Source organism: Algibacter mikhailovii, from assembly GCF_014651495.1.
Lineage (GTDB): Bacteria > Bacteroidota > Bacteroidia > Flavobacteriales > Flavobacteriaceae > Algibacter_E > Algibacter_E mikhailovii.
In genome coordinates this window covers 84918-108468 of sequence record NZ_BMWZ01000005.1, presented here as the reverse complement: position 1 = coordinate 108468, position 23551 = coordinate 84918, and the positions used below count along the sequence as shown (strand labels likewise).

21 protein-coding genes are annotated in these 23551 nt (G+C 34.3%); 8 read left to right on the top strand and 13 right to left on the bottom strand.

Going from position 1 to position 23551, the window contains the following annotated elements; all coding sequences use genetic code 11:
- Nucleotides 1-152: 152 nt before the first annotated feature.
- Complete coding sequence (locus IE051_RS11535) at nucleotides 153-2636, top strand: RemA C-terminal-like gliding motility protein (protein ID WP_189360952.1); 2484 nt, start codon at nucleotides 153-155, stop codon at nucleotides 2634-2636.
- Nucleotides 2637-2699: 63 nt separating this feature from the next.
- On the opposite strand, the gene IE051_RS11530 is transcribed toward IE051_RS11535, so the two are convergent.
- From IE051_RS11530 to porZ, 3 genes are read right to left on the bottom strand one after another with little or no spacing between them, the layout of a single operon-like run.
- Complete coding sequence (locus tag IE051_RS11530) at nucleotides 2700-5114, bottom strand: TonB-dependent receptor plug domain-containing protein (protein ID WP_189360951.1); 2415 nt, start codon at nucleotides 5112-5114, stop codon at nucleotides 2700-2702.
- A gap of 3 nt (nucleotides 5115-5117) precedes the next feature.
- On the bottom strand, nucleotides 5118-5837 hold the full coding sequence (gene recO / locus IE051_RS11525) for a DNA repair protein RecO (RefSeq protein WP_189360950.1): 720 nt from the start codon (nucleotides 5835-5837) through the stop codon (nucleotides 5118-5120).
- Nucleotides 5837-8185, bottom strand: a complete 2349-nt coding sequence (gene porZ / locus IE051_RS11520) for a type IX secretion system anionic LPS delivery protein PorZ (RefSeq protein ID WP_189360949.1) — start codon at nucleotides 8183-8185, stop codon at nucleotides 5837-5839. Before porZ ends, recO begins: the two co-directional genes overlap by 1 nt.
- A gap of 135 nt (nucleotides 8186-8320) precedes the next feature.
- On the opposite strand from porZ, the gene IE051_RS11515 reads away from it, so the two are divergent.
- A complete protein-coding gene (locus IE051_RS11515; protein WP_189360948.1) occupies nucleotides 8321-9043 on the top strand; it encodes a DUF6503 family protein in 723 nt (240 codons plus the stop codon).
- An 88-nt stretch (nucleotides 9044-9131) separates the two neighbouring features.
- Here the strand turns inward: IE051_RS11515 and IE051_RS11510 are convergent, their stop codons facing one another.
- The 3 genes from IE051_RS11510 to IE051_RS11500 all read right to left on the bottom strand — a co-directional run bounded on the left by IE051_RS11510 (nucleotide 9132) and on the right by IE051_RS11500 (nucleotide 13661).
- Nucleotides 9132-11615 (bottom strand): ribonucleoside-diphosphate reductase subunit alpha, encoded by a 2484-nt coding sequence (locus IE051_RS11510; RefSeq protein ID WP_189360947.1) that lies wholly within the window; start codon nucleotides 11613-11615, stop codon nucleotides 9132-9134.
- A gap of 202 nt (nucleotides 11616-11817) precedes the next feature.
- A complete protein-coding gene (locus tag IE051_RS11505) occupies nucleotides 11818-12798 on the bottom strand; it encodes a ribonucleotide-diphosphate reductase subunit beta (RefSeq protein ID WP_189360946.1) in 981 nt (326 codons plus the stop codon).
- A 299-nt stretch (nucleotides 12799-13097) separates the two neighbouring features.
- A complete protein-coding gene (locus IE051_RS11500) occupies nucleotides 13098-13661 on the bottom strand; it encodes a DUF3109 family protein (RefSeq protein WP_189360945.1) in 564 nt (187 codons plus the stop codon).
- Between the two features lie 110 nt (nucleotides 13662-13771).
- On the opposite strand from IE051_RS11500, the gene IE051_RS11495 reads away from it, so the two are divergent.
- The 3 genes from IE051_RS11495 to IE051_RS11485 are packed head-to-tail and all read left to right on the top strand — an operon-like array spanning nucleotide 13772 to nucleotide 15190.
- Nucleotides 13772-14359, top strand: coding sequence for a MarC family protein (locus tag IE051_RS11495; protein WP_189360944.1), 588 nt, complete (start codon nucleotides 13772-13774; stop codon nucleotides 14357-14359).
- 19 nt (nucleotides 14360-14378) lie between these two features.
- On the top strand, nucleotides 14379-14588 hold the full coding sequence (locus tag IE051_RS11490; RefSeq protein WP_189360943.1) for a hypothetical protein: 210 nt from the start codon (nucleotides 14379-14381) through the stop codon (nucleotides 14586-14588).
- Entirely contained in the window at nucleotides 14588-15190 is a 603-nt protein-coding gene (locus tag IE051_RS11485) for an FAD-dependent oxidoreductase (RefSeq protein WP_189360942.1), read from the top strand. Before IE051_RS11490 ends, IE051_RS11485 begins: the two co-directional genes overlap by 1 nt.
- Before the next feature lie 73 nt (nucleotides 15191-15263).
- Here IE051_RS11485 and IE051_RS11480 read toward each other — a convergent pair whose 3' ends face one another.
- The 3 genes from IE051_RS11480 to IE051_RS11470 form a co-directional block, all read right to left on the bottom strand.
- The gene (locus IE051_RS11480; RefSeq protein WP_189360941.1) at nucleotides 15264-16853 is read right to left on the bottom strand and encodes a S41 family peptidase; all 1590 of its coding nucleotides are present in this window, start codon (nucleotides 16851-16853) and stop codon (nucleotides 15264-15266) included.
- Nucleotides 16853-17284 carry a deoxycytidylate deaminase gene (locus tag IE051_RS11475; RefSeq protein WP_189360940.1) on the bottom strand — a complete coding sequence of 144 codons (432 nt, stop codon included), beginning with the start codon at nucleotides 17282-17284 and terminating at the stop codon, nucleotides 16853-16855. The genes IE051_RS11480 and IE051_RS11475 overlap by 1 nt, the downstream gene beginning before the upstream one ends.
- A 324-nt stretch (nucleotides 17285-17608) precedes the next feature.
- Nucleotides 17609-18199 carry a HupE/UreJ family protein gene (locus tag IE051_RS11470; RefSeq protein ID WP_189360939.1) on the bottom strand — a complete coding sequence of 197 codons (591 nt, stop codon included), beginning with the start codon at nucleotides 18197-18199 and terminating at the stop codon, nucleotides 17609-17611.
- A 177-nt stretch (nucleotides 18200-18376) separates the two neighbouring features.
- Here IE051_RS11470 and IE051_RS11465 point away from each other — a divergent pair, with 177 nt between their 5' ends.
- A complete protein-coding gene (locus tag IE051_RS11465) occupies nucleotides 18377-18898 on the top strand; it encodes a hypothetical protein (RefSeq protein WP_189360938.1) in 522 nt (173 codons plus the stop codon).
- Nucleotides 18899-18997: 99 nt separating this feature from the next.
- Here IE051_RS11465 and IE051_RS11460 read toward each other — a convergent pair whose 3' ends face one another.
- Nucleotides 18998-19711: a tetratricopeptide repeat protein gene (locus IE051_RS11460; RefSeq protein WP_189360937.1), complete on the bottom strand. Its 714-nt coding sequence runs from the start codon at nucleotides 19709-19711 to the stop codon at nucleotides 18998-19000.
- Between the two features lie 206 nt (nucleotides 19712-19917).
- Here IE051_RS11460 and IE051_RS11455 point away from each other — a divergent pair, with 206 nt between their 5' ends.
- Nucleotides 19918-20385: a CBS domain-containing protein gene (locus IE051_RS11455; RefSeq protein WP_189360936.1), complete on the top strand. Its 468-nt coding sequence runs from the start codon at nucleotides 19918-19920 to the stop codon at nucleotides 20383-20385.
- A 44-nt stretch (nucleotides 20386-20429) separates the two neighbouring features.
- Here the strand turns inward: IE051_RS11455 and IE051_RS11450 are convergent, their stop codons facing one another.
- Nucleotides 20430-20780 carry a hypothetical protein gene (locus IE051_RS11450; RefSeq protein ID WP_189360935.1) on the bottom strand — a complete coding sequence of 117 codons (351 nt, stop codon included), beginning with the start codon at nucleotides 20778-20780 and terminating at the stop codon, nucleotides 20430-20432.
- Nucleotides 20781-20782: 2 nt separating this feature from the next.
- Nucleotides 20783-21313, bottom strand: a complete 531-nt coding sequence (locus IE051_RS11445; protein WP_189360934.1) for a GNAT family N-acetyltransferase — start codon at nucleotides 21311-21313, stop codon at nucleotides 20783-20785.
- Nucleotides 21314-21492: 179 nt separating this feature from the next.
- Between IE051_RS11445 and IE051_RS11440 the strand changes: the two genes are divergently transcribed.
- A complete protein-coding gene (locus IE051_RS11440; RefSeq protein ID WP_189360933.1) occupies nucleotides 21493-21825 on the top strand; it encodes a single-stranded DNA-binding protein in 333 nt (110 codons plus the stop codon).
- Nucleotides 21826-21932: 107 nt separating this feature from the next.
- On the opposite strand, the gene IE051_RS11435 is transcribed toward IE051_RS11440, so the two are convergent.
- Nucleotides 21933-23447, bottom strand: a complete 1515-nt coding sequence (locus tag IE051_RS11435; protein ID WP_189360932.1) for a sulfatase — start codon at nucleotides 23445-23447, stop codon at nucleotides 21933-21935.
- Nucleotides 23448-23551: the final 104 nt, after the last annotated feature.

Here is a 23551-nt window from a genome sequence, read left to right as displayed (position 1 = left end):
TCTTTTAATCCTTCTTTATTGTAAAGATTTTCTGACTTTATGCAAAAAATATCGTTTATTTGCAAAAAAATACGATGAAAGCCTAAAAAAACCGCATTCATTTTATTACTTTCGCCTAATTAAAGGAAGCCTAACCTACAAACCTACGTGTCATGATACAAAAAATAACCTGTATACTTTTACTTTTTATTGTCAGTACTTTTAGTTATGGACAAGGGACTACCCTTAACCCTGGTGACATTGCTATTACAGGGTTTAATAGTGAAGATAGTGTAGTTGAGGCGGGGTTTATAGGCTTTTTTGGAAGTAGAACTACCACAGAAAATGAATTCTCGTTTGTCCTTTTAAATGACATTGAAAATGGCACTGTCATTAGATTTACCGATAATGGCTGGAATGATCAGGATAATCCTGACACGTTTAGAACAGGGGAAGGCGTATTAATTTGGACCGCCGACAGCGATTTCCCTTGTGGTACGGAAATAACAATACCCACGGGTACAGGAGAGGGCTGGTTTTTTGGTATTCCATTTACTTTTGACTTAGAACCCTCTGATGGCGAATTAGACATTAGCGAAATTTCCAATTTTGATTTAGACACGAATGGTGACCAAATATTGGCGTACCAAGGTACTGATGATAATCCTGATTTTGTATTCGGTATTAACTTCAATGCTGATGATTGGAGAGGTCGCGGTGCAAACAGTGATCAGACTTCAGGCCAACCTCGGGGATTAACTGATAATATTGATGAAGTCAGTGTCATTGAATTTGACAATGGAAAATATGACTGCACAGTCACTTTAGGAACTGGCTCCATTTTAGAATCTATTTGTATTGCCGGTAATTGGGATACCCAAGACACACCCCGTTATGACCTGTCAGATTATTGCGACTTTGTCTGCGGAGATTGCCGTGCTAGAGTAACTTGGGATGATGATGGATGGAGCAATGGAACAGGTCCAGATGCAACCAATGAAGTGATTATTGCTTCCCCTTATAATACAGCAGATGACGGCGATATAACAGCCTGTAGTATAACAATTAATACAGGAGTTACCCTAACAGTTGAAAACACAACCTATATAGAAATAGAACATGATGCTATTGTAAATGGGGATTTAACTATTGAAACGCAAGGTAATTTTGTGCAAAGAGGCGAAGGTTCAGATGCAGGAAGCTTTATAGGTAGTGGCACAGTAAATAAAACAACGCCCTCAAAGGCAGATTGGTATTATTATACCTATTGGAGTTCTCCGGTAGTTGGAGCAACTATTGATGATGTATTCCCTTTAGTTGATGGCGATAGTCGCTACTATTTCGAGGCAATAAACTTTCGTGATAGTGACGGTGATGATGTAGACGATAACGGTGATGATTGGAATTTTGCCTTTGGGTCTTCAACCATGGAAACAGGTGTTGGCTATGCTGTAACCGGGATAAAGTCAAGTACATATCCAGCGGTTGATAATGTCACCTTTTTTGGAGAATTCAATACTGGTGATGAAACTGTAGATATCTTTGTCAACGGCGGAAACCCTAATGTCAAATGGAATTTTATAGGAAACCCCTATCCGTCTGCTATAGATTTTGACCTCTTTGCTGCTGCTAATTCAGCGGTAGTTGAAGGCGTTGCATATTTTTGGTCGCAGTTCAGACCGCCTTTAGCGTCAAATCCAGGCAATAGCAAGCTAAACTTGAACCAGGCTGACTATGCTGTTTACAATTTTAGCGGTGGTGTTGGCACTGAACCTGGAGGCGCAGGAGTGACACCAAACGGTTTCATACCATCAGGACAAGGCTTTTTTATTCCTGCTATAACAACAGGCACGGCGACCTTTACCAATACCATGCGTATGGCAACCGCTACAAGTAATGAACAATTTTTTAAAATCGCAAGTACAAAAAAATCGGCCGCTACTAATACTATTGCTAATAAACTTTGGGTTAATTTAACCTCTAATAACGGTGTGTTTAATCAAACCCTAATAGCTTATGTAGATGGGGCTACAGATGGTAAAGATCCTATGGCTTATGATGCTCCAAAAGTATTTAACCCTGGTTTTGCTGCTGCACTTTACAGCATTATGGAGAATGACAGTGGAAAATATATTATTCAAGGCAAAGAGCCTAATAGTATAAACGAAGACGACGTTATAAAACTTGGTTTTAGCACCACTATTACTGTACCTACAGAATTCAAACTCTCCATTGACCATTTACAAGGGGATTTCTTAAACAGTAATGCCATCTATATTAAAGATAACGCGCTCAACACCATTCATAATTTAACAGATTCAGATTACAGCTTTACCTCAGAAGTTGGTGAGTTTAACGAGCGTTTTGAAATTATATTTAAAGAAGAGGCTGCCTTGTCCTTGGATGAAAACAATGTAGAAAATAATACCCTACGTATTGTGTCATTGTATGGTGATGCGTTTCTTTTTAAGACCTCAGATCACCTGAGTATTAAAACAGTAGCTATTTTTGATCTTTTGGGCAGACAGCTCTATGATTTAAAAGGAACTAAAAGTGCTGAAACCTATAGTTTATCTAATTTAAGCAAAGCCACTTACGTGGTAAGGGTACAGCTTTCAAATGGTGCGGTAATCACAAAAAAAATAATTAAGAATTAAATTTAAGGTCTAAGCCTAACGTTAAACGAGCCTCAAAATATAAAATTTTGAGGCTCGTTTTATTTAAAGACTGTACCTCAATGCCATTATAAAATTTATACCACCAGCTGCAATTCCTGAGGAGTAGGTTCGGTAGCGTTGGTCTGTCAAGTTTTCTAAACTGGCAGTAATTACGGCTGCATGAGTCAATTGGTACTGACTTCTAAAATTAAGCGTATACCATGACGGACTGTAAGGGTCACCATTTTGATCTTTTGCATAGATATAATCCTTCTCGAGTTCAGATGGCGCCAATTGATTGTTATCTAATGTGCCATTATAATTGGCAAAAAAATCCAATTTAACCTTCTTATTGGTCCATAGCAAATGTGCGTTACCAAACTGCGGTGCCACATGCCTTATAGGTACTTCAATAAGATTCATAGTTTCTTTCCCTCCAACAATACTATACTGAGATGTTAAATCAAGATGTTTGGTTAATTCTAATTTTAGACCTAATTCAAAACCGTAAATCCAAGCTTTTGATGCATTTTGAATTGCCTGAACATGACTCAGTTCACCATCATAAATAATTTCTGTTTCACCGTTTAAATGATAATCTCTTCGTACTAAGGCATCATCCAAATACGTGTAATAGGTACTCATATCTAAAATCAACCTATCATTAAAATTTAATTTCAATCCAAGTTCACCACCGTAAGCATATTCCGGTTTCAAATGTTCATTGGGCACCACAACAGACCCTGGTTCAGAATCAAATACTTTACCAATATCATCAATATTTGGCGCCCTAAAGGCCGTTGACCCATTTAATCGCCATTGTATCATGGTACTGGGCGACCAGCTAATACCTGCGGTTCCGGTAAGGGCATCTGATTCGTTTTCTGTGGCACTAAAAGGCAAATTCAAAAAGACATTATTTTCTTCAAAATTAGCCTTCGACATCACATAATTATAACGTAATCCAGACTGAAATACAAACTTAGGGTTAGGTTTATACTTAATACTTGAATACACAGATGCCGATTGCCAAGTAGCTCCATTGGGATATCTAGTGACTGTGTTATCTGCTGTGGCATTCACTATATTTTCCTGATTAGCTTCTGAGGTGACTTTATTAAACACATATTCTACACCGTAAAACAGTTTTGTTTTTGGGCTTAAGGCCTTCTCCAAATCCAAATTAAAAGCATAAGCACCAACTGCCTCTTCGCGTACATTTCTATATATGGATTGAAAATCTCTATCCTTTCTACTCTCCTTGAAATTTTGATAGGACAAGGTTGTTTTAATCTTATCATAGAAATCAGATCTACTACTTAACTTGGTCATTTGAATATTGGACATAAACCATTGTTGCGGACCATAATTCCATTCGGCAGAACGCAAATTACCGTCACTACCATATCGTATTAAACGATCATACCTTGGAATATCCGAGGTAGTGGCATAATGTATTCCTAAATCAAAACTCAAATCTGCCTTAGGTTCATAACGCACTTTTTGCATGACATTTAATTGACTGTACCCCGTAAACTTTTGAATTGAAGGCTCCATATTTTGCATAATTTTATCCCCTTCTGGAGTAACCAAAACATATTCCGGACGTAGATAATCTTCTGGACCATGATCTCCCATTTGCAAATCACTAAAACTAGAATAACTTACACTACTCTTAAACCCCCACTTTTTAATTCCTAAATTAAAATCAAAATGTCCAGTCTTTTCGTCACTTGCTGATGCATATCGCACCACACCATTGGCTTTTACCTCCAAAGCATCGGTATATGACAATTGGGCTTTATGGCTATAAAAACTCATAACCCCACCAATAGCATCACTTCCATAAATAACAGAACCAGAACCCAAGGTTACCTCAGTATTTTGAATTGCAAAGGGGTCAATAGAAATAATATTTTGCAAATTACCCCCTCTAAATATGGCATTATTCATTCTTACGCCATCAACGGTTATCAATAACCTATTAGTTGCAAAACCTCTAATCATAGGGCTTCCACCTCCCAATTGACTTTTTTGAACATAAACAAGACCTGTATTCTCAATTAAGTCTGCACTTGTTGGGGGATTGGTAAATGTGATGCTTTCCGCATCAAGACTAATTATTTTTTGAGGTATGTCTTTTTTATTTTGAGCAAACTTTGAGGCAGAAATAACAATTTCTTCCAATCCCTGAGTATTGGAATCTAAAAACACCTTATTTAAAGGGCCTATCTCCCGCTTCGTTAGCTTTTGAAGCACATGCGATAAATGCTTAAAATATATAACTTCATCATCAAGAAACAGACTTAACTCAGCTTCACCTCTAAAGTTAGTAATGACACTTTTAGACTTATCTAAATTATAAATAGCCACACCAAAAATGGGTGTTTTAGTGGCACTATTAAGAACTTTTATATTTTGTGCCTGAAGCTTTATAGAAACAAGAAATAAGAGGACTAAAAAATTAATTAATTTCATGTTTTAGCTAAAAACTTGATTAAATACCTGTAACGACTTGGGAGGCTTAAAACTTCCCAAATGTAATTCAAAATAAAGCAAAATCATACTTAAAAATGATTGTCGCTGTTTTGAATTAATTTTAATATTAGGTAAAGCATCAAATGTTGTGCCCAACAATTGTTTTAAGATAATTAAATTTTCTCCAGATACGTTGTATAGCCTTGTGGGCTTTAATTGAAACTGTCCTTCCTTTAAATTAAAATTCGGATAATCTATAGCCTCTTCATCTGGATAGAACCCAAGATATTTAGTTAACTTTAAAAGAAACAAAAGGTGGAAGTTTGAATATTCTGACTGCACATCCAACCACAACAAAGTGTTTTCTAAAAAACTATAAAGTGTCTCATTTTTTTCTTCTTCCTGTAAGGTACTTGATAGCACCTCTGATAAAAATATAACTATTGAACTTTTAAGCACATGCGAATGCAGGCTATTATATATAGCTAAAAGCTTTACTTCCTTAATAGTTTGTAAAGACTTATTTGTTTTGAAATTAACAACTATTTGTAATTGCGTTAGAGGCTGAAAATGAGCCGCCTTAATACTTCCTTTTTTACTTTTTAAAATACCTCTCAATAAAAAGCTAAGAATGCCTTTTTCTTGAGTATAACACTTAACAATTAAATCATGATCTCTGTATTTCAATTTAGAGAGCACAATGGCATTGGTCGTTAACAGCATTATCTTACTACCATTAATTTAATGACTTTAGTCTCAAAAGTTTCCAAATCTGAAAGCATGACAAGATACACCCCTGACGCTACTGTATTGTTGGCAAGGTTTTTACCATTCCAATATGCCGTACCCCCATCAATCTCTAAATTGAAACCTCCATAACGTTGGTTTGTTTTTGATTGCGCTTCAGCCACTAAATTACCTTCTATATCCGTAATCTTAATATTTACATTTTCTGAAATATCCTTAATTTTAACTTTCTTATCAAGCATATTAAATCCAGGCCTTACAGGGTTTGGATAAGCAAAAGCACGTTCTAAATTTTCAAGAGGTCCAGAACTACCAGATTTAAAAGAAACCAGTCCTCCATCAGTGGCTATATACACAATGCCGTTAATTCCGTCCAATGATACATCTCGGATACTATTTGAAGGCAAAGGTGAATTCTCTTTAGTAAAATGAAAAATAGTCTTTTGACCATCGGGAGAGAAATAAAAGAGTCCAGAATCAGATGTGCCTATCCATTTATTATTGGACCCATCAACCTTAATATCCGTAATATTCTGCTGAAACAACAATTCTTTAGCTACGCCGTCCTCTTCAATTATAATTTCGTCAACTCTTATATTATCATCAGTAAAGAAATTGGAAGTATTATATAACACCCGCAAGCCTCTGAAGGTACCAATCCATAATTGATTTCTATTATCTATAGCAAGAGCTGTCACTAAATCCGTTGGCATATTTTGGTCTTCCCGCACTATATTTTTGATTTGATTGGAACTACCTTTTTCATTAAATCCAATAAACCCATTTCTATATGATGCCACCCATTTAGTGCCATCACTTCCTATAATTAAATCATAAAACCCTAAATCTCCCGTAAGTCCATCTTGTATGATGTCTGTGAAACTAAAGGATTTCCAACTCCCATTACTTGGATTATAAGATTTTAAAGGACTATCTATTTTACTGGTAATACTCCATAATAAGCCATCTGAATCAAATACTGAAGTACCTAGTCTTATATCAACATAATTTGGGTTATCTGGCAAGACTAAGGACTCCAAACCACTGTTTTTTTCATTATACAATACGGTTGGAATCTCCTCATTAAGTTCCAACAAGCCATTAAAAAAAGAACTTATAAAAACCTGACTTTCTTTAAAAGGGTTAACAGAAATGGCATTTAAACATTTAGCGTCTAATACATTAGAATATGGCGTATTAATCCATTCTTCGCCTTTCAAATGACTTATGCCACGACTATTTAACGGATAAGGATTAAAAAACAAATCATGTTCTCCAAAAGTTACCCATAAACCATTTAGTCTTGCTTGAATAGAAAATGGATTGTTTAACAAAGGCCCGGGCGGGTGCACTTCTTCAAACACTGAAGCATCATTAATATCTGATTTTAAAACTCCAAATAATTCTGTACCAATAAAGACACTTTCTTGGCTAACCGTGGCCACTTTAAACTTAGTTTCAAAATCTTCGCTGCTTGTTATACTAGTTTTAACATTAAAATTGTCATCATAAATAAACACCTCATTTTGTGTGGTTACTATTAAGTTTGCTTCAACAGCTCTTAGATCTATAGGACTATCAGAGTACGTAAATAATTCATTAATACTAGAATTCTCTATTTGATAAATAGTTTTATTTTCATTTGTTGCATATAATTTGCCTGAATGTGCTTGTACCCCACTCCAACTCCCTGAACTTATGGTTTGCCAATTTTGAAAATCAATTAAATCTGGCCTTGAAATATCAGCCTTTTTTAAACCATTATTATTTGTTGAAGATGCATAAATGAAGCCTTCAAAAATAGTTGTCTGTGTAATTGGAATTTGAGTCCCTCCAGCACCAATAAAATAGGTGTCACCAAATTCTAATTTTTCCAAATCTAATACAGTAATCCCATAATTAGTGGACACATAAACCACGTTTTGATAACTATTAAAATGACTAACCCTCTTGTTAGTTGGGGCTATTGTAGGCTTATCTAATATATCGACAAAAGTCAATACCCTATCATTATTGTCAAAAACAATTTCGATGAGTCCGTTTTCATAACCGATGACGAATAACTCATAAATATCACTATAAAAAATGGCTGAAATTAATTCTCCTGATAATCCATTTACAGTGTTTATTTCTTCAATTACATTGGTTTGCGTATTTAAACTAAAGACAGCATTATCTGCAGCGGCGTATATCTTGCCATTACCCTGACTAATATCCTTTATATGATTATATGAAAAATGACCTTGCCATAGCGCAGAAAAATCTTGAGAGAAATGCACTAAAGGGCATACGTAAAATAGTATTACAAAAAGTCTTTTTATCATAAGGTACTTTTGAATATTCAAATATATTTATAACTAACGAGTTTTACTTTAAAATAATATATTTTGTATACTCAAAACATGATGCTTTTTTTCCCAAGTTAAAAAATACTATCTTAGAAGCTAAACGCATCTATTTTGAAAAAACTTATCCTCTTCGTATTACTCATCTCAATATCTTCAAAAAGCTTTTGTCAAAGCTTAACAGCTCAAGAATTATTAAATAAAAGTATTGCCTATCATGACCCCAACAATGCATGGCATACTTTTAAGGGCACTTTAGAGGTAACCATGGAAATTCCAAATAAATCAAATAGAGATAGTAAAATTAATATTGATTTAGCGCATGAATACTTTAATCTCATCACTAAACGCGATTCGGCTATTGTGACTTATACGCATAAAAAAGGCGAATGCATCATCTCTAAAAATGATTCTATTCGAATTTCCATGCAAAAAGAGAAACCAAAACGATCCCATTGTGAAATGACTGAACTCTATAAGAATTACTATACATATTTATACGGATTGCCTATGAAGCTAAAAGATCCTGGAACCATAATTAGCGAAGAAGTGAAACATAAAACCTTTAAAGGCAAGGATTATTTGGTAATAGACGTAAATTATGATGCGCAGGTGGGAAGTGATGCGTGGTCCTTTTATTTTGACCCTATCACTTATGCCATGGAAATTTATCAGTTTTTTAGAACAGATGAAAAGGGCAAAACAAAACCGGATACAGGGGAATATATTCTACTATCAGAAGAAGCTATTATTAATAGCATTAAAATGCCTAAAATAAGAGCTTGGTATTACAATAAGGACGATAAATATTTAGGCACAGATATTCTAAAAATATAAAAAGAGCATCTCTAAAAAGAAATGCTCTTCTATAAATTTAGGGTTACTACCTTTTCAGCAGGAAATAACCCAATACATCAATACTTAATTATGAACCACACATTAAACAATCATCACCTTCACCCGCTTTTGCTTGGGCAATAAGCGCTTTCATTTCTTCAGCTGACATGGGTTCTACTTCAACTTCACTTTGTTTTGCAAATTTAGCAGCGTTTTGTGCGGCCAATTTCTTTTTCTTTGACTCCTCCTGTTCAACAGCTACTGTATTTACTTCCACTGCTTGTGAAACCGGAGCTTCTTTCTTAGTTGTGTTTAAGGTAAATTTAATAGCATCTACTGCACTCTTAGTTCTTAAGTAGTACATTCCTGTTTTTAAGCCACTTTTCCATGCATAAAAATGCATTGAAGTTAACTTAGCCATAGTAGCCCCCTCTAAGAATAGGTTAAGTGATTGTGATTGATCAATAAAATACCCTCTTTGACGAGACATATCGATGATATCTTTCATACTTAATTCCCAAACGGTCTTGTAAAGATCTTTTATATCTTGAGGAATAATATCTATATGTTGAACAGATCCATTTGCTCTCATGATATCTTGCTTCAGGCTTTCATTCCAAAGTCCTAATTCAACCAAATCCTCAAGTAAATGCTTGTTTACTACAATAAACTCACCTGATAAAACACGACGTGTATAAATATTAGAAGTATACGGTTCAAAACACTCATTGTTTCCAAGGATTTGAGAAGTAGATGCCGTTGGCATTGGCGCCACAAGAAGCGAGTTTCTAACACCATTTTTAAGCACCTGCTTACGTAGTTTTTCCCAATCCCAATTTCCGCTTAATTCATCGTCTTTAATATTCCAAAGATTGTGTTGGAAATCCCCTTTACTTATAGGTGACCCTTCATAACTTTGGTAAGGCCCATCAACTTTTGCCTCTTCCATACTAGCTGTTACTGCAGCATAGTAAAGTGTTTCAAAAATATCTTGGTTTAATTTTTTAGCTTCATCACTTGTAAATGGCATTCGCAATTTTATAAATGTATCTGCCAATCCTTGTACGCCTAAACCAATAGGTCTATGACGCATATTAGAGTTTTCAGCTTCTTTTACTGGATAGTAATTTCTATCAATAACTCTATTTAAATTTTTTGTTACACGCTTAGTGATTCTAAATAACTCCTTATGATCAAAAGCGCCATTTTTAATAAACATTGGCAATGCAATAGAAGCCAAATTACAAACAGCAACCTCATCAGGAGCGGTATACTCCAAAATTTCAGTACATAAGTTTGAAGAACGAATAGTCCCTAAGTTCTGCTGATTTGATTTACGGTTAGCAGAATCTTTATACAACATATATGGTGTACCGGTCTCAATTTGAGATTCTAAGATTTTCTCCCAAAGTTCACGTGCTTTTATAGTTTTTCGTCCTCGGCCTTCGGCTTCATATTTTGTATACAACGCTTCAAATTCTTCACTATGTGTTTCCGGTAATCCAGGACATTCATTTGGACACATTAAGGTCCAATCGCCATCTTCTTGAACTCGTCTCATGAACAAATCTGAAGTCCACATAGCATAAAACAAATCACGCGCGCGCATTTCTTCTTTACCATGATTCTTCTTTAATTCTAAAAAGTCAAAAATATCTGCGTGCCATGTTTCAATATAAATAGCAAAGCTACCCTTACGTTTTCCACCTCCTTGATCTACATAACGAGCGGTATCATTAAAAACCTGAAGCATAGGCACAATACCATTACTAGTACCGTTAGTTCCAGCAATATAACTTCCTGTAGCACGAATATTATGAATAGCTAACCCAATTCCACCGGCAGATTGTGATATTTTCGCCGTTTGTTTCAGTGTATCATAAATTCCATCAATACTGTCATCTTTCATAGTTAGAAGAAAACATGATGACATTTGTGGTTTTGGTGTACCAGAGTTAAATAATGTTGGTGTAGCGTGTGTAAAATATCTTTTAGACATTAACTCATAAGTCTCAATGGCAGCATCTAAATCATTTAAATGAATCCCTATTGAAACACGCATAAGCATGTGTTGTGGACGCTCTGCAATTTTTCCGTTAAGTTTTAACAAATAAGAACGTTCTAAGGTTTTAAAGCCAAAAAAGTCATATCCAAAATCACGGTTATAAATTATAGTTGAATCTAAACGATCCTTATTTTCCATGATTACATTATACACTTCATCTGAAAGTAAAGGAGCATCTTTCCCTGTTCTTGGATTTACATATTTATGCAAATCCTCCATCACCTCACTAAACGTTTTCTTCGTGTTTTTATGTAAGTTAGATACTGAAATACGAGCGGCTAAGCGTGCATAATCAGGATGAGCAGTAGTCATAGTTGCGGCAACTTCAGCAGCAAGATTATCGAGTTCACTTGTAGTAACACCGTCATAGAGCCCTTCTATTACGCGCATAGCCACTTTTAATGGATCAACCAATTCGTTTAATCCGTAACACAATTTTCTTACTCTGGCAGTAATCTTATCAAACATGACTTGTTCTTTTCTGCCGTTTCTTTTTACTACATACATACTTTTACACTTTTTTTATATTTTCTGACACACCTTCAGAAAATGGGTTGATTGGTTATTCTAAATATGATCATTCCTTAAGAACAGAGCATATTCAGTTGGTTTAATTAATTCAATAATTAGTTCTTTGTTAATTTTCCAAATATGGAAATATGATTCTAATGTTTTTCTCAAAAAATAAATTCTGAAAAAATGAGGTCAATTAGAAATCTGCGTCGAAACTGAATTTATCTTCATCTTCTTCTTTGTTAAGGACACCCGCTTTTTGGTATTCAGACACGCGCTTTTCAAAGAAATTAGTTTTTCCCTGTAAAGAAATCATATCCATAAAATCAAATGGGTTTGTTGAGTTGTACACTTTTTCACAACCAAACTCTCCTAACAATCTATCTGTAACAAATTCGAGATATTGCGTCATTAACTTCGCATTCATTCCAATTAAACTAGCTGGAAGTGATTCTGTTATAAATGAACGCTCAATATCTAAAGCATTTGTCAATATTTCTGTGATTCTTTCTTTTGGAACTTTATTTACAATGTGATTTTCATGTAAATGAACGGCAAAATCACAATGCAAGCCTTCATCTCTTGAAATCAATTCATTAGAAAATGTCAATCCTGGCAGTAAACCACGTTTTTTAAGCCAGAATATGGAACAAAAACTTCCTGAGAAGAAGATCCCCTCTACTGCCGCAAATGCAATTAATCGTTCTGCAAAACTTGGTGAATCTATCCATTTAAGTGCCCATTCCGCTTTTTCTTTAATGGCTGGAAATACTTCAATAGCATTAAATAAGGCTTCTTTTTCTTTATCGTCCTTTACGTAAGTATCAATTAATAAGGAATACACTTCAGAGTGTATGTTTTCCATCATGATTTGAAAACCATAAAAGAATTTAGCTTCTGAGTATTGTACTTCAGACACGAAGTTTTCAGCTAAATTCTCATTCACAATACCATCACTTGCAGCAAAAAACGCTAAAACATGCTTGATAAAATAACGCTCATCATCATTTAACTTGTTATTCCAATCATTAAGATCTTGATGCAAATCAATTTCTTCAGCTGTCCAAATACTAGCCTCTTGTTTTTTGTACCATTCCCAAATATCATGATGTTGAATTGGAAAAATAACAAAACGATCTTTGTTTTCTTGAAGAATGGGTTCTACGACTTGAGACATTGTAAATTGATTTTATTTAAAGTTATACGATTTTTTGTTTTGACTTCGGGATAACAAAGATTGTAAAATGATTGATACTTTTTCAAAAAAACAATGAAAGCTTTTCAACAAGTTTTTAACAAAGAATAAAAACACTAGTAATCAGGAAGTTTACAAAAAAAAATAGTTAATTTTCTAATTTTCAGGTGTTTATGTTTTTTTAGTATTTGAAAAGTTTACAAAAAAAAATGAAGTTTGAACAATATAAAGCCTTTATTCACAAGGCTTTTTACACAATTTTTGAAGCACAAACTTAAGTGTTAAAAAGTTTCTGCAACCTTTTCTAATTCCGCATACCAATCTTCCCCAAATTTCCTTATTAAGGCTTCTTTTACAAATTTATAAACTGGAACACCCAATTCTTCGCCTAATTGACAAGCATCATCACAAATTTGCCATTTGTGATAATTTACTGCCGAAAATTCACTGTAATCTTGAACTCGTATTGGGTATAAATGACAAGACACTGGCTTTTTCCAAGACACCTCACCTTGATTATAAGCTTCTTCAATAGCACAAAGTGCCACTTCTTTTTCATCAAAAATTACGTAAGCACAATCTGCACCGTTTATAAGTGGCGTTTCTAATTCACCATCGTCAGTTGTAATAAAAACACCTTGAGACTCAATAGCATCAATGCCTTCTTGACGCAAAAAAGGCTTTACTTTGGGATAGATTGCTTTCAAGATTTCAGCCTCGTCACTTTCCAACGGTGCCCCCGCATCTCCATCAATACAACAGGCCCCTTTGCAAGCATTCAAATTACATAAAAAATCCTTTTTTATAATCTCTTCAGAAACAATGGTCTTCCCCAACTGAAACATAAAACTATCTTTTAAAAATAATTTACAAAAATAGATAAACTTTGACTTTCTTTTTAAGATAATTAAGCATTAAAGATATATTTTTGCGGAAAATTTAAAAAACATAAATCATGCAATTCGATTTTAAAGAAATATTCACAGCATTCATGGTTCTTTTTGCCGTAATTGACATTGTTGGTAACATTCCTATTGTTATAGATTTAAGAAAAAAGGCCGGGCATATTCAGAGTGAAAAGGCATCTATAATAGCTGGTGTCATTTTAATTGTATTTTTATTTTTAGGAAATAGCATTCTTAAACTAATAGGTATTGATGTAAACTCTTTTGCAGTTGCTGGTGCATTTATTTTATTCTTTATTGCCCTAGAAATGATTCTAGGCATCACCTTATATAAACAGGATGAAAATGCCTCTTTAACATCTGCAGTCTTCCCATTAGCCTTTCCTTTGATTGCTGGCCCTGGAAGTTTAACAACCCTATTATCATTACGTGCTGAGTTCAATATTGAAAACATTATTGTTGCCGTGATAATGAATGTTGTCATTATTTATATTGTTCTTAAAACTTCAGCAAAAATTGAGCGCTTTTTGGGTGTTAATGGCATTAATATCATCCGAAAAGTTTTTGGAGTCATACTTTTAGCCATTGCCGTTAAGCTCTTTGCACATAACATAAAAGCATTGTTTGATATTGCTTAAATTTGTAAAAACGTTAATAATGAAATATTTTATCTATTTTATCATAGTAGCTGCTGCAGGCTTGGGTATATTTAATGCCTCAAAAATTAACATTAACGCCCCTTTTGAAGGAGAAAGTACTGTTGGCCTAATCACTGTATTAGCTTCGCTTTGTGCTATAATATTAATGCTAATACTTTTAGTTTCTAGACGTATTGCACAGAAAGTAAAAGGACATAAATATAAATAATGTTTGACACCTTAATAATTGGTGGAGGTGCAGCTGGTATTTCCTGCGCTTTAGTTTTAGGTTCTGCAAAAGACAAACCCTTTGCAAAAGACAAAGCTGTTGGAATCATAATACATCAGAAAACATCACACCTTCAAACCGCCTTATTTAATAATGTTCTTGGACTAGCACCAGGAACAACTGGGGCATCAATTTTAGAAAGCGGAAAAGCCCAACTCTCTAATTTGTATTCACATATTGAACAAATAGAAAAAGAAAAGGTATTGGAAATTTCTAAATCTGATAGTGAATTTGCAGTACAAACTAATAGACGAACATATAGGGCCAAACGCGTTGTTATAACCGTTGGATACACTAATTTAATGACTATTAAAGGCCTAGAACAATATATAGAACCCCATCCTAGAGCCGCTGTTGAAAAAGATAGAATCTGGTTAAAAAACACAGATCATCTTATAGAAAAAAACCTATATGTAGCAGGCACCTTAGCTGGATGGCGCAGTCAATTTGCTATGGCCTCTGGAAGTGGTGCTCATGTTGCCACTGATATTTTAACACTTTGGAATAATGGGAAGCACGTAAAGGTGCATGATAAAGTTTAGATACTACTTGCAAGAATATTTATGGAAAACAAAAGGCTTTTGCACAAACAAAATTTAGCTTTCTACTAACCATCTATTGAGCTTCACTCAACTTAATCACCTCATCAATCATAATATCTCGTTGATTGAAAACTTCATCAAAAGCACCAGTTCCATAGAGCTGATCTGCTAAGGTAGATTTTATATATTGCTTTACCTCATCATGATAGGCCACAAAAGTCACCTTTGAGTCAGATCTTAGATTTAAATAGTCCTGAAATGCATAGACCAAGTCCTCCCCTACTTCATACGAATCAATAAAATCTTGTCTAGAAATACCGTCAAAAGCATGTCTATCTCGCTCTAGCTCTTCAAACACAAAATTACCAAAGTAACCCCTGCGTTGTAAAAAGGACAAGGTTTCATTTTGCATACTGCCATCAATGGGAACAAATACATCAGGAATAATACCTCCCCCGCCATATACAATTTTACCTTCAGGTGTTGTAAATTTCAATGAATCATCTACTTTTATTTTTTCAGGATCTAGAAGTTCCCCACTTTCTAAGCGCTCAAAATACTCATCATAATAGTCTTTATTACCCGTATCATAAGGACGCTGAATAGAACGCCCAGTTGGCGTGTAATATCTTGACACCGTTAATCGAACAGCACTACCATCACCTAAATCCATTTCACGCTGCACAAGGCCCTTCCCATAAGAACGCCTTCCTATAATAGTACCTCTATCATTATCCTGTAATGCACCAGCAACAATCTCGCTCGCGGAAGCTGAATTCTCATCAATTAAAACATACACCTTACCCCCTTCAAAATCACCTTTTCTAGTTGCGTAACTCTCTTCAATATCTCCACGTTTATTTTTAGTAAACAAAATAAGTTTGTTATTTTCTAAAAACTCATCTAATATTTGTTCAGCGACACTTAAAAAGCCACCAGGGTTATCCCTTAAATCTATCGTAATTTCAGTGGCACCAAGGGCTTGAAGTTTATCGAGTCCTTTTTTAAACTCCTTATATGTCGATTCTGCAAAGCGATTAACTTTTATATACCCCAATTTTTCTGTGAGCATATAGGCGGCATCAACACTATTAATGGCAATCTTATCACGTTTCACAGTAAAGTCTAAAAGCTGCGGTTCTCCTCGCCTATAAACCTTTAAATTCACTTTGGAGTTTATTGGCCCTTTGAGTTTTTTAACCAAATCGCCATCCTCCAAGTTATCGCCATAAAGCGAATCACCATTAGCCATAATAATTCTATCTCCACCCTTAATTCCTGCCTTTGCACTAGGGCCGTTTTCAATCGCCCTTATCACTGCTATGGTATCTTTATAGGTGTAAAAACTAACACCTATACCTACAAAATCACCTTTCATTTCTTCGGCAACACGTTCCATATCTTCTTTAGGAATATAAACGGAATGCGGATCTAAATTTTCTAAAATACCATTAACGGTAACATCTACGATGCTATCGGTATTTATATCATCAACATAATCATATTCAATATAGTCTATTAACCTATTGAGTTTATCTTTTTTACTATTTGTAGAAAATAATCGGTCTGGAGAATCTGTAAAACTCAATTTACCACCAATAAAAATACCGGCAGCAATAGCTACACCAAATATTAGAGGTAAATATTTCTTTTGATACGCCATTACGCTTTTAAATCTTCAATTTGTTCCAATTCTATGCCCGCTCGCTCCAAAAATTTCAATCCAGAATCATCCTTATAGGCTTGATGATAAACCACTTTTACTACACCAGCTTGATGGATTAATTTACTACATTCCTTACATGGTGACATTGTAATATAAAGTGTTGCTCCCTTACAAGATTGTGTTGACGAAGCTACTTTTAAAATAGCGTTAGCCTCTGCGTGAAGCACATACCACTTTGTATACCCTTCATCATCCTCACAGAAGTTCTCAAACCCAGATGGTGTTCCATTATATCCGTCTGATATTATCATCCTATCCTTTACAATTATTGCACCAACCTGCCTACGGTTACAATAAGATAATTTTCCCCACTCTTTAGCTATTCTTAAATAAGCCTTGTCGTACTTTAGCTGTTTATGTTCTGGCATGAGCTCTATTTACAATTCAAATTACATGTCTTGCTAAAAATCAATTCTCTTAACATTACAAGCATTTTTACTAGGATTTGTTCCAAAGCCCTTGTAAAAACAGACAAATTATAAAACTACAGTCCTTAGACCGGCAGTTTGCAACGAATATAGTTAGATACTATTTTAATTACAACGGCACTACGTTAAAATTTTACGAAAATTTATTACGAAATTCATTTAATCCGAACTGAGTAAAGAAGCAAGACTCCCAACTCTTAATCCATGATTAAAGAAAAAAACGGATAAACTCTACGTCAATCCTACGACCAGCATCCGATAAAACTAACTTAGAAAATCGCTATTTAATAACATAGGAATAACCAAACCAACAACTACGGCCGAAATGACCATAATCCAATCTCGTTTTGAAAACCTAAATACAGTTTGCGCCACATATCCAACAAAAAGTACAAGGAATACGATGATAATTTGAGCTAATTCAATACCTAAGGCAAACTCTAGAAGAAGTATAAGTTTATTATCTGTATCACCTAAAAGCATATGAAACTCGCGAGCAAAACCTAAACCATGAATTAAACCAAAAAATAATGTTGATAAAAATAAGACACCCACATTTTCTCTTTGAGCTCCCTTACCGGCAGTAAACACATTAAAAAGCGCAACAAACATAATGGTAACGGGAATTAAAAACTCAACAATTGAAGCATTTACACTAACTACATTATATGCCGCCAATACTAAAGACAACGTATGTCCCAAAGTAAAGAGTGACACCAACAGAAGAACGCGTTTCCAGTCTTTAAACAGATAAGGTATTGTTAATACAATAAGAAACAAAACATGGTCGTAAGCATTAATATCTAACACGTGATTAATACCGTATTCCACATTAAACCAAAAATTGTCGAGCATAGTAAAATAAGATTTAGGGAGGACAAATATACAATTTAATATATTTCAACCGCAACTACAAAAATATCGCCATCACAACCTTCTTAAGAGCAATTGCGTTCTATTTGATTCCCATAAAATATATTGAAAAATCAACTATTCCTATATCTTTGCAACATATTATTTTAAAAAAAGACCATGCGTTTTAAAATATTGATTCTAGTTAGTTTAGCACTTGTCCTTCTCGACTGTAAAAAAAATGAAGAAAATCAAGAAACTGAAACTACCGAACAAAATAACACTTTGGGTATTACTTCAAAGGATATAGAGGCCTTAGAATATACGGACTATGCTTTGGACCCCAAAACACAAACCATTATTCAAGACTGGAATGAATATCTACAAATTCAAGATGTCATAACGGGTATTAAAACTGGTGACTTAAGTTTTTTTAATGACAATAAGAAGGCCATCAATTTACTTTCGCGCGAATTAAAAAAAAATATCCCCGAACCTTTAAAATCCACATCCATAGAAGCAAGGTTACTTGTTGTTGACACAAAGCTCTACAAACTAGAAAGTTTATCCAACCTATCAACAACGAGTAAAACAGAACTTCTTCAAACTATTAAAGAGTTTTTAGTTGCATTTTCTAATTTCAAATTGCAAATGAATAAAAAATTAGAGTTCGACACCCAGGTCATAGAAAAACCTGCCTAATATTGATATAATATGCTCTAAAAACAATACAGTGTATTGCATAAAAAAAGGTGTAGCTTATAATATAACTACACCTTTTAAAATATGTTCTTACAAGCTCTATTGCTTAGGTTGCGGTGTTTGAGATTGCAACATTTGCTTCTGTCTTAATAATTCATTTTTAGTAATGTTAATCATATTAAAATTAGGAGCTATTTTTAAAGCAGCATCTAAAATATCAACTGCAGAATCTATATTCGCTTTTGTATCCTTATTGTAAGTTGATAATGCATTTAAATACATAAAAGCCGCCTTTAAAGGCACCTCATAAGGCTGTTGTGATTCATAGAAGGCGCGCTTCATATCATCCTTGGCATTGGCTAAACCAAAAGCAATATGCTTGTCTGCCTCAGGCAGGTTGCTTGTTTGCAAATATAACTCGGCCAACTCATAGGCTATTACCGGACTTGAATTTCTTTTAAAAACTTCCTCAAAATGCCCAATAGCCATTTTGGGTTGTTTTGCTGCTTTTAAAGAAATAGCTTTAACCTCAACAGCAATATCAGAATCCGCCGCGTTTTCTTCAAACCCAATGGTATTTAAGGCTTGAACATATTTACCCTCGCTCATATAAATATATGCTAAGGTATCCATTCTTGCTTGTGACGGCGCTAATATATTCAAATGAGTCATCCCATTAATCATGCCCTGCACATCACCTTGCTTTTGCATCTGTGCATAATAAGCCTCATAGTGCTTAATTAATTCTGAGTTAGTTTGTGCACTCATCATTAAACTGCTAATCACTAAAACCAATCCAACTAATTTTTTCATCTTTATATGCTATTAAATTTTGAGCGCTAAAACTATAAAAAAATACCATTTAAACTCTTAAAAGTATGCCAATTATTTCTACCCCTTTCAAGTGTGGTTAAAACTTGAACTTTTTTCACTTGAGCAAAACGGGTTCTGAGCCTGATATTTTTCTAGGAATTATAAAATTTATTATTTATATTTAGAATTACTAAAAAATACAATATATGGGAATCAAGAGCTTTCAAGGATCAAGAAGACAGCAGTCAAGCAGCACAAACTCGCAATCTTTAACGGTAAGTGATTACATGACTACTAGTTTAATTACATTTAAACCTGATCAAAGTATTGAAAGCGTTATGCAGGCTCTAATAAAAAACAGAATCTCAGGTGGACCCGTAGTAAATGATAAAAATGAACTTGTTGGCATTATTTCAGAAGGCGATTGTATCAAACAAATTAGTGAAAGCCGATACTACAATATGCCAATGCAAGACCAAACGATAGAAAAACATATGGTGTCAAATGTTGAGACCATTGATGGAAATATGAATATTTTTGATGCCGCGAACAAATTCTTACAATCAAAACGCCGTAGATTTCCCATTGTAGAAAAAGGCAAATTAGTTGGTCAGATTAGTCAAAAAGATGTGCTCAAGGCAGCTATGACTATGAAAGGGCAAACTTGGAAATAGTCCTAAATTCTATAAAACACCTAGCTTAGAAATAAGTTAAATCTTTAACTTTCTCGTTTTACCAGTGCATAATAATCATTTTCTAGAGGTAAATAACCTTGATCATATACAAAATAATACACGGTCTTGGCTTTAGTTGTATAAATACTAGTAAAATAGTTAAAATCGAATCCAGCCTCAATAAGCTTGGCTCTTGACGTTCTTGTTTTTTTCTCAGGATTTAAAACTTCCAAAATTCTATAATTTTTACGAAGCCTATTATTCGTATTCCGTATTAAGTTTTTACTGTCCTTATTAACACGATTATTATAACTATTTCTGCAGCCATCACCACAGAATTTCTTATCAATTCTACCAATAATGTTTTCACCACATTCTAAACATTGTTTTTCCATAATTACTTATTTTCAATTTTATACCAACGTAAATTCAACTGTTGTTCTTCAAAGTAAAAATCGTCTATATACTTTAATCCAATTTTTAAGAGCGCATTATGTGACCCTTGGTTTCCAATTTCGGTGGTAGCAAAAAGCTCGGGTAAGTTTAAAATATTAAAGGCATAGTCAACCGCAGCTTTTCCCGATTCGGTGGCATAACCCTTACCCCAAAAACGTTTAATTAACCTGTAGCCTACATCATAATACTGTTCAAAGCCATTCATATTATAGTCGGTATTAAATTTTATCCCAGACCAACCCATAAAGGTACCGGTATTCTTCTCAATAACTGCCCACCTTCCAATGCCGTATTCTTCATATTGACCTAGTACCTTTTCAATTATTATTTGAGACTCTTCCTTAGTCTTTATAGGCTTATTTCCTAAAAACCTGTGAACTTCAGGATCAGAATCTAATTCAAACATGCCTTCTAAATCCGTTAGCCGTAATTCTCTCAAAATCAAACGTTCTGTTTCAATGTGAAATTTCATTCTTCGTTATTTGTCCTGCTAAGATATAAATTATTATTCGTTTACAAACGACTACAAACATTTACAATCGAATTTAAACGAATAACAACCGATTCCTCATTTAATGCCTATTGATATTTGCAGTGTCGAAACATAAGAACTCGATAGTATTAACTGTTTAACATTAAAAATTTAAAATTATGAGCACACTTAGAAACAAAGTACAGTTGATTGGTAACCTAGGAAACGACCCAGAAATCATCAATCTTGAATCAGGTAAAACATTAGCAAAGTTTAATATCGCTACGAATGAAAGTTACACCAATAACCATGGTGAAAAAATTACAGATACACAGTGGCACAACGTAATTGCCTGGGGAAAAACAGCTCAAATTATTGAAAAATACGTAAATAAAGGCAAAGAGGTTGCCATTGAAGGCAAATTGACCTCACGGAGTTACGATGACAAAGAAGGCAACAAACGCTTCATCACTGAAATAGTGTGTAATGAATTATTGATGCTTGGAAAATAGAATAAAATTAGGGTACTATTTGCAAAAAGGATCGTTACAAAAACGACCTTTTTGCATTTGGTTAATAATTTAAGCCATTAGTAAAATAATAAAATCAGTAGTAAGCTTTAGAGTTTGACATTATTTTTTTGGTTCACCTTTTTATCCTCTTCTGTAATAGTTGCAGATTTATTAAATTTCCAATCATTCTCATGTTCCGCGTCATAATTTAAATTCTTAGAAGGTAATTGGGCTGCGGTTTTTGTTCTCCAAGCATTAAGATCTCCAAACAACTCATTTGTTTTTTCAGGATATAGATCAACCAAATTTTTATTCTCGCCAATATCATCCTTTAAGTTATAAAGTTCGAGCTTGTCATTTTCAAAAACTTGAATTAATTTCCAATCCCCTTTACGAATCGCGCTATATGGTTTTGCGCCTTCTAAATGATAGTGTGGATAATGCCAAAATATAGCTGGCCTATTAACTTCGCCCTTATCAAGTAATACAGGGCTTAAATCTACCCCATCAAATTGAAAATCATTTTTTTCACCATCATCAATAAGACCTAAAATAGTCGGGAATAAATCAGCTGAAATCTCAGGCGTATTTGAAGAAGTCCCAGCCTCAATTCTTTTTGGCCATTTAAAAATAAGCGGGACACGAACACCTCCCTCATAAATATCTCCTTTACCAGAACGTAATGGGTAATTATCGGTTACTTTAATTCTTCTATTTTCAAAATTCCCTCTTAATCCGCCATTATCACTATTAAAAATAATGATGGTGTTCTCTTCAAGCGCATTATCTTTTAAAGCTTGCATAACACTACCTAAAGCATCATCCATATGCTCCACCATTGCAGCATAAACTGCATTAGAATGGTGCAATGAATCATTAACAAGTCTTTTATATTTTTCAATTTTACTAGCATTGGCTTGTAATGGCGTATGCACGTTATACAGCCAGAAATTCAAGAAAAACGCACTATCCTTATTCTGATTTATATATTTAACTGCTTCGTCTGCCAAGCGGTTTGTTAAATATTCACCTTCTATGCCGTTTTCTAATCTTGGATTATTGTAAGGACTAAAATAACCACCTCCACCATTGGCTTTAGGCGAACCTCCGCTATGCCCCCCTATATTAACATCAAAACCTTGATTTTTAGGCCAGAATTTTTCATCCTCTCCCAAATGCCATTTGCCTATATGTGCCGTTTTATAACCTCGTTTATTGAGCTCTTCAGGAAGTGTTTTCTCTTCTAAATCCAGTTTCATATTCCAATCTGGTATTTGCATTTTGGCATATGGCTTGTTATGTCCTTTTATCCAATCTGTCACATTAATTGTCGCAGGATATTTTCCAGTCATTATACTAGCACGCGTTGGCGAACAAACAGTACACGCCGCATACCCATCAGTAAACATCATACCTTGTGATGCCAATTTATCTATATTAGGTGTTTTGTATAAGTCGCTACCATAAACACCTGAATCTGTCCACCCCATATCATCCACTAAGAATAGAATCACATTTGGTCTTTTCGTCTGTTCTTTGCTCAACTCTCTTTTCTCATTTTTACAACAAAAAAATACTAATGAATAAAAACAGGCTAAGACTAAATGCTTTGATAATTTCATAGGTTATTAATTAAAAGATATTATTATTTATCCCGCTCCTTTCTCGCATTTTGTTTTTCAACGCTTACTAAAAAGAGTTCTACTTAAAATTTTAAAAACTCCAT

Excerpts from the sequence above, each read along its gene's own strand:
- IE051_RS11535 (WP_189360952.1), top strand. The coding sequence starts at position 153 with ATGATACAAAAAATAACCTGTATACTTTTACTTTTTATTGTCAGTACT.
- IE051_RS11530 (WP_189360951.1), bottom strand. The coding sequence starts at position 5,114 with ATGAAATTAATTAATTTTTTAGTCCTCTTATTTCTTGTTTCTATAAAG.
- recO (WP_189360950.1), bottom strand. The coding sequence starts at position 5,837 with ATGCTGTTAACGACCAATGCCATTGTGCTCTCTAAATTGAAATACAGA.
- porZ (WP_189360949.1), bottom strand. The coding sequence starts at position 8,185 with ATGATAAAAAGACTTTTTGTAATACTATTTTACGTATGCCCTTTAGTG.
- IE051_RS11510 (WP_189360947.1), bottom strand. The coding sequence starts at position 11,615 with ATGTATGTAGTAAAAAGAAACGGCAGAAAAGAACAAGTCATGTTTGAT.
- IE051_RS11505 (WP_189360946.1), bottom strand. The coding sequence starts at position 12,798 with ATGTCTCAAGTCGTAGAACCCATTCTTCAAGAAAACAAAGATCGTTTT.
- IE051_RS11500 (WP_189360945.1), bottom strand. The coding sequence starts at position 13,661 with ATGTTTCAGTTGGGGAAGACCATTGTTTCTGAAGAGATTATAAAAAAG.
- IE051_RS11495 (WP_189360944.1), top strand. The coding sequence starts at position 13,772 with ATGCAATTCGATTTTAAAGAAATATTCACAGCATTCATGGTTCTTTTT.
- IE051_RS11490 (WP_189360943.1), top strand. The coding sequence starts at position 14,379 with ATGAAATATTTTATCTATTTTATCATAGTAGCTGCTGCAGGCTTGGGT.
- IE051_RS11485 (WP_189360942.1), top strand. The coding sequence starts at position 14,588 with ATGTTTGACACCTTAATAATTGGTGGAGGTGCAGCTGGTATTTCCTGC.
- IE051_RS11480 (WP_189360941.1), bottom strand. The coding sequence starts at position 16,853 with ATGGCGTATCAAAAGAAATATTTACCTCTAATATTTGGTGTAGCTATT.
- IE051_RS11475 (WP_189360940.1), bottom strand. The coding sequence starts at position 17,284 with ATGCCAGAACATAAACAGCTAAAGTACGACAAGGCTTATTTAAGAATA.
- IE051_RS11470 (WP_189360939.1), bottom strand. The coding sequence starts at position 18,199 with ATGCTCGACAATTTTTGGTTTAATGTGGAATACGGTATTAATCACGTG.
- IE051_RS11465 (WP_189360938.1), top strand. The coding sequence starts at position 18,377 with ATGCGTTTTAAAATATTGATTCTAGTTAGTTTAGCACTTGTCCTTCTC.
- IE051_RS11460 (WP_189360937.1), bottom strand. The coding sequence starts at position 19,711 with ATGAAAAAATTAGTTGGATTGGTTTTAGTGATTAGCAGTTTAATGATG.
- IE051_RS11455 (WP_189360936.1), top strand. The coding sequence starts at position 19,918 with ATGGGAATCAAGAGCTTTCAAGGATCAAGAAGACAGCAGTCAAGCAGC.
- IE051_RS11450 (WP_189360935.1), bottom strand. The coding sequence starts at position 20,780 with ATGGAAAAACAATGTTTAGAATGTGGTGAAAACATTATTGGTAGAATT.
- IE051_RS11445 (WP_189360934.1), bottom strand. The coding sequence starts at position 21,313 with ATGAAATTTCACATTGAAACAGAACGTTTGATTTTGAGAGAATTACGG.
- IE051_RS11440 (WP_189360933.1), top strand. The coding sequence starts at position 21,493 with ATGAGCACACTTAGAAACAAAGTACAGTTGATTGGTAACCTAGGAAAC.
- IE051_RS11435 (WP_189360932.1), bottom strand. The coding sequence starts at position 23,447 with ATGAAATTATCAAAGCATTTAGTCTTAGCCTGTTTTTATTCATTAGTA.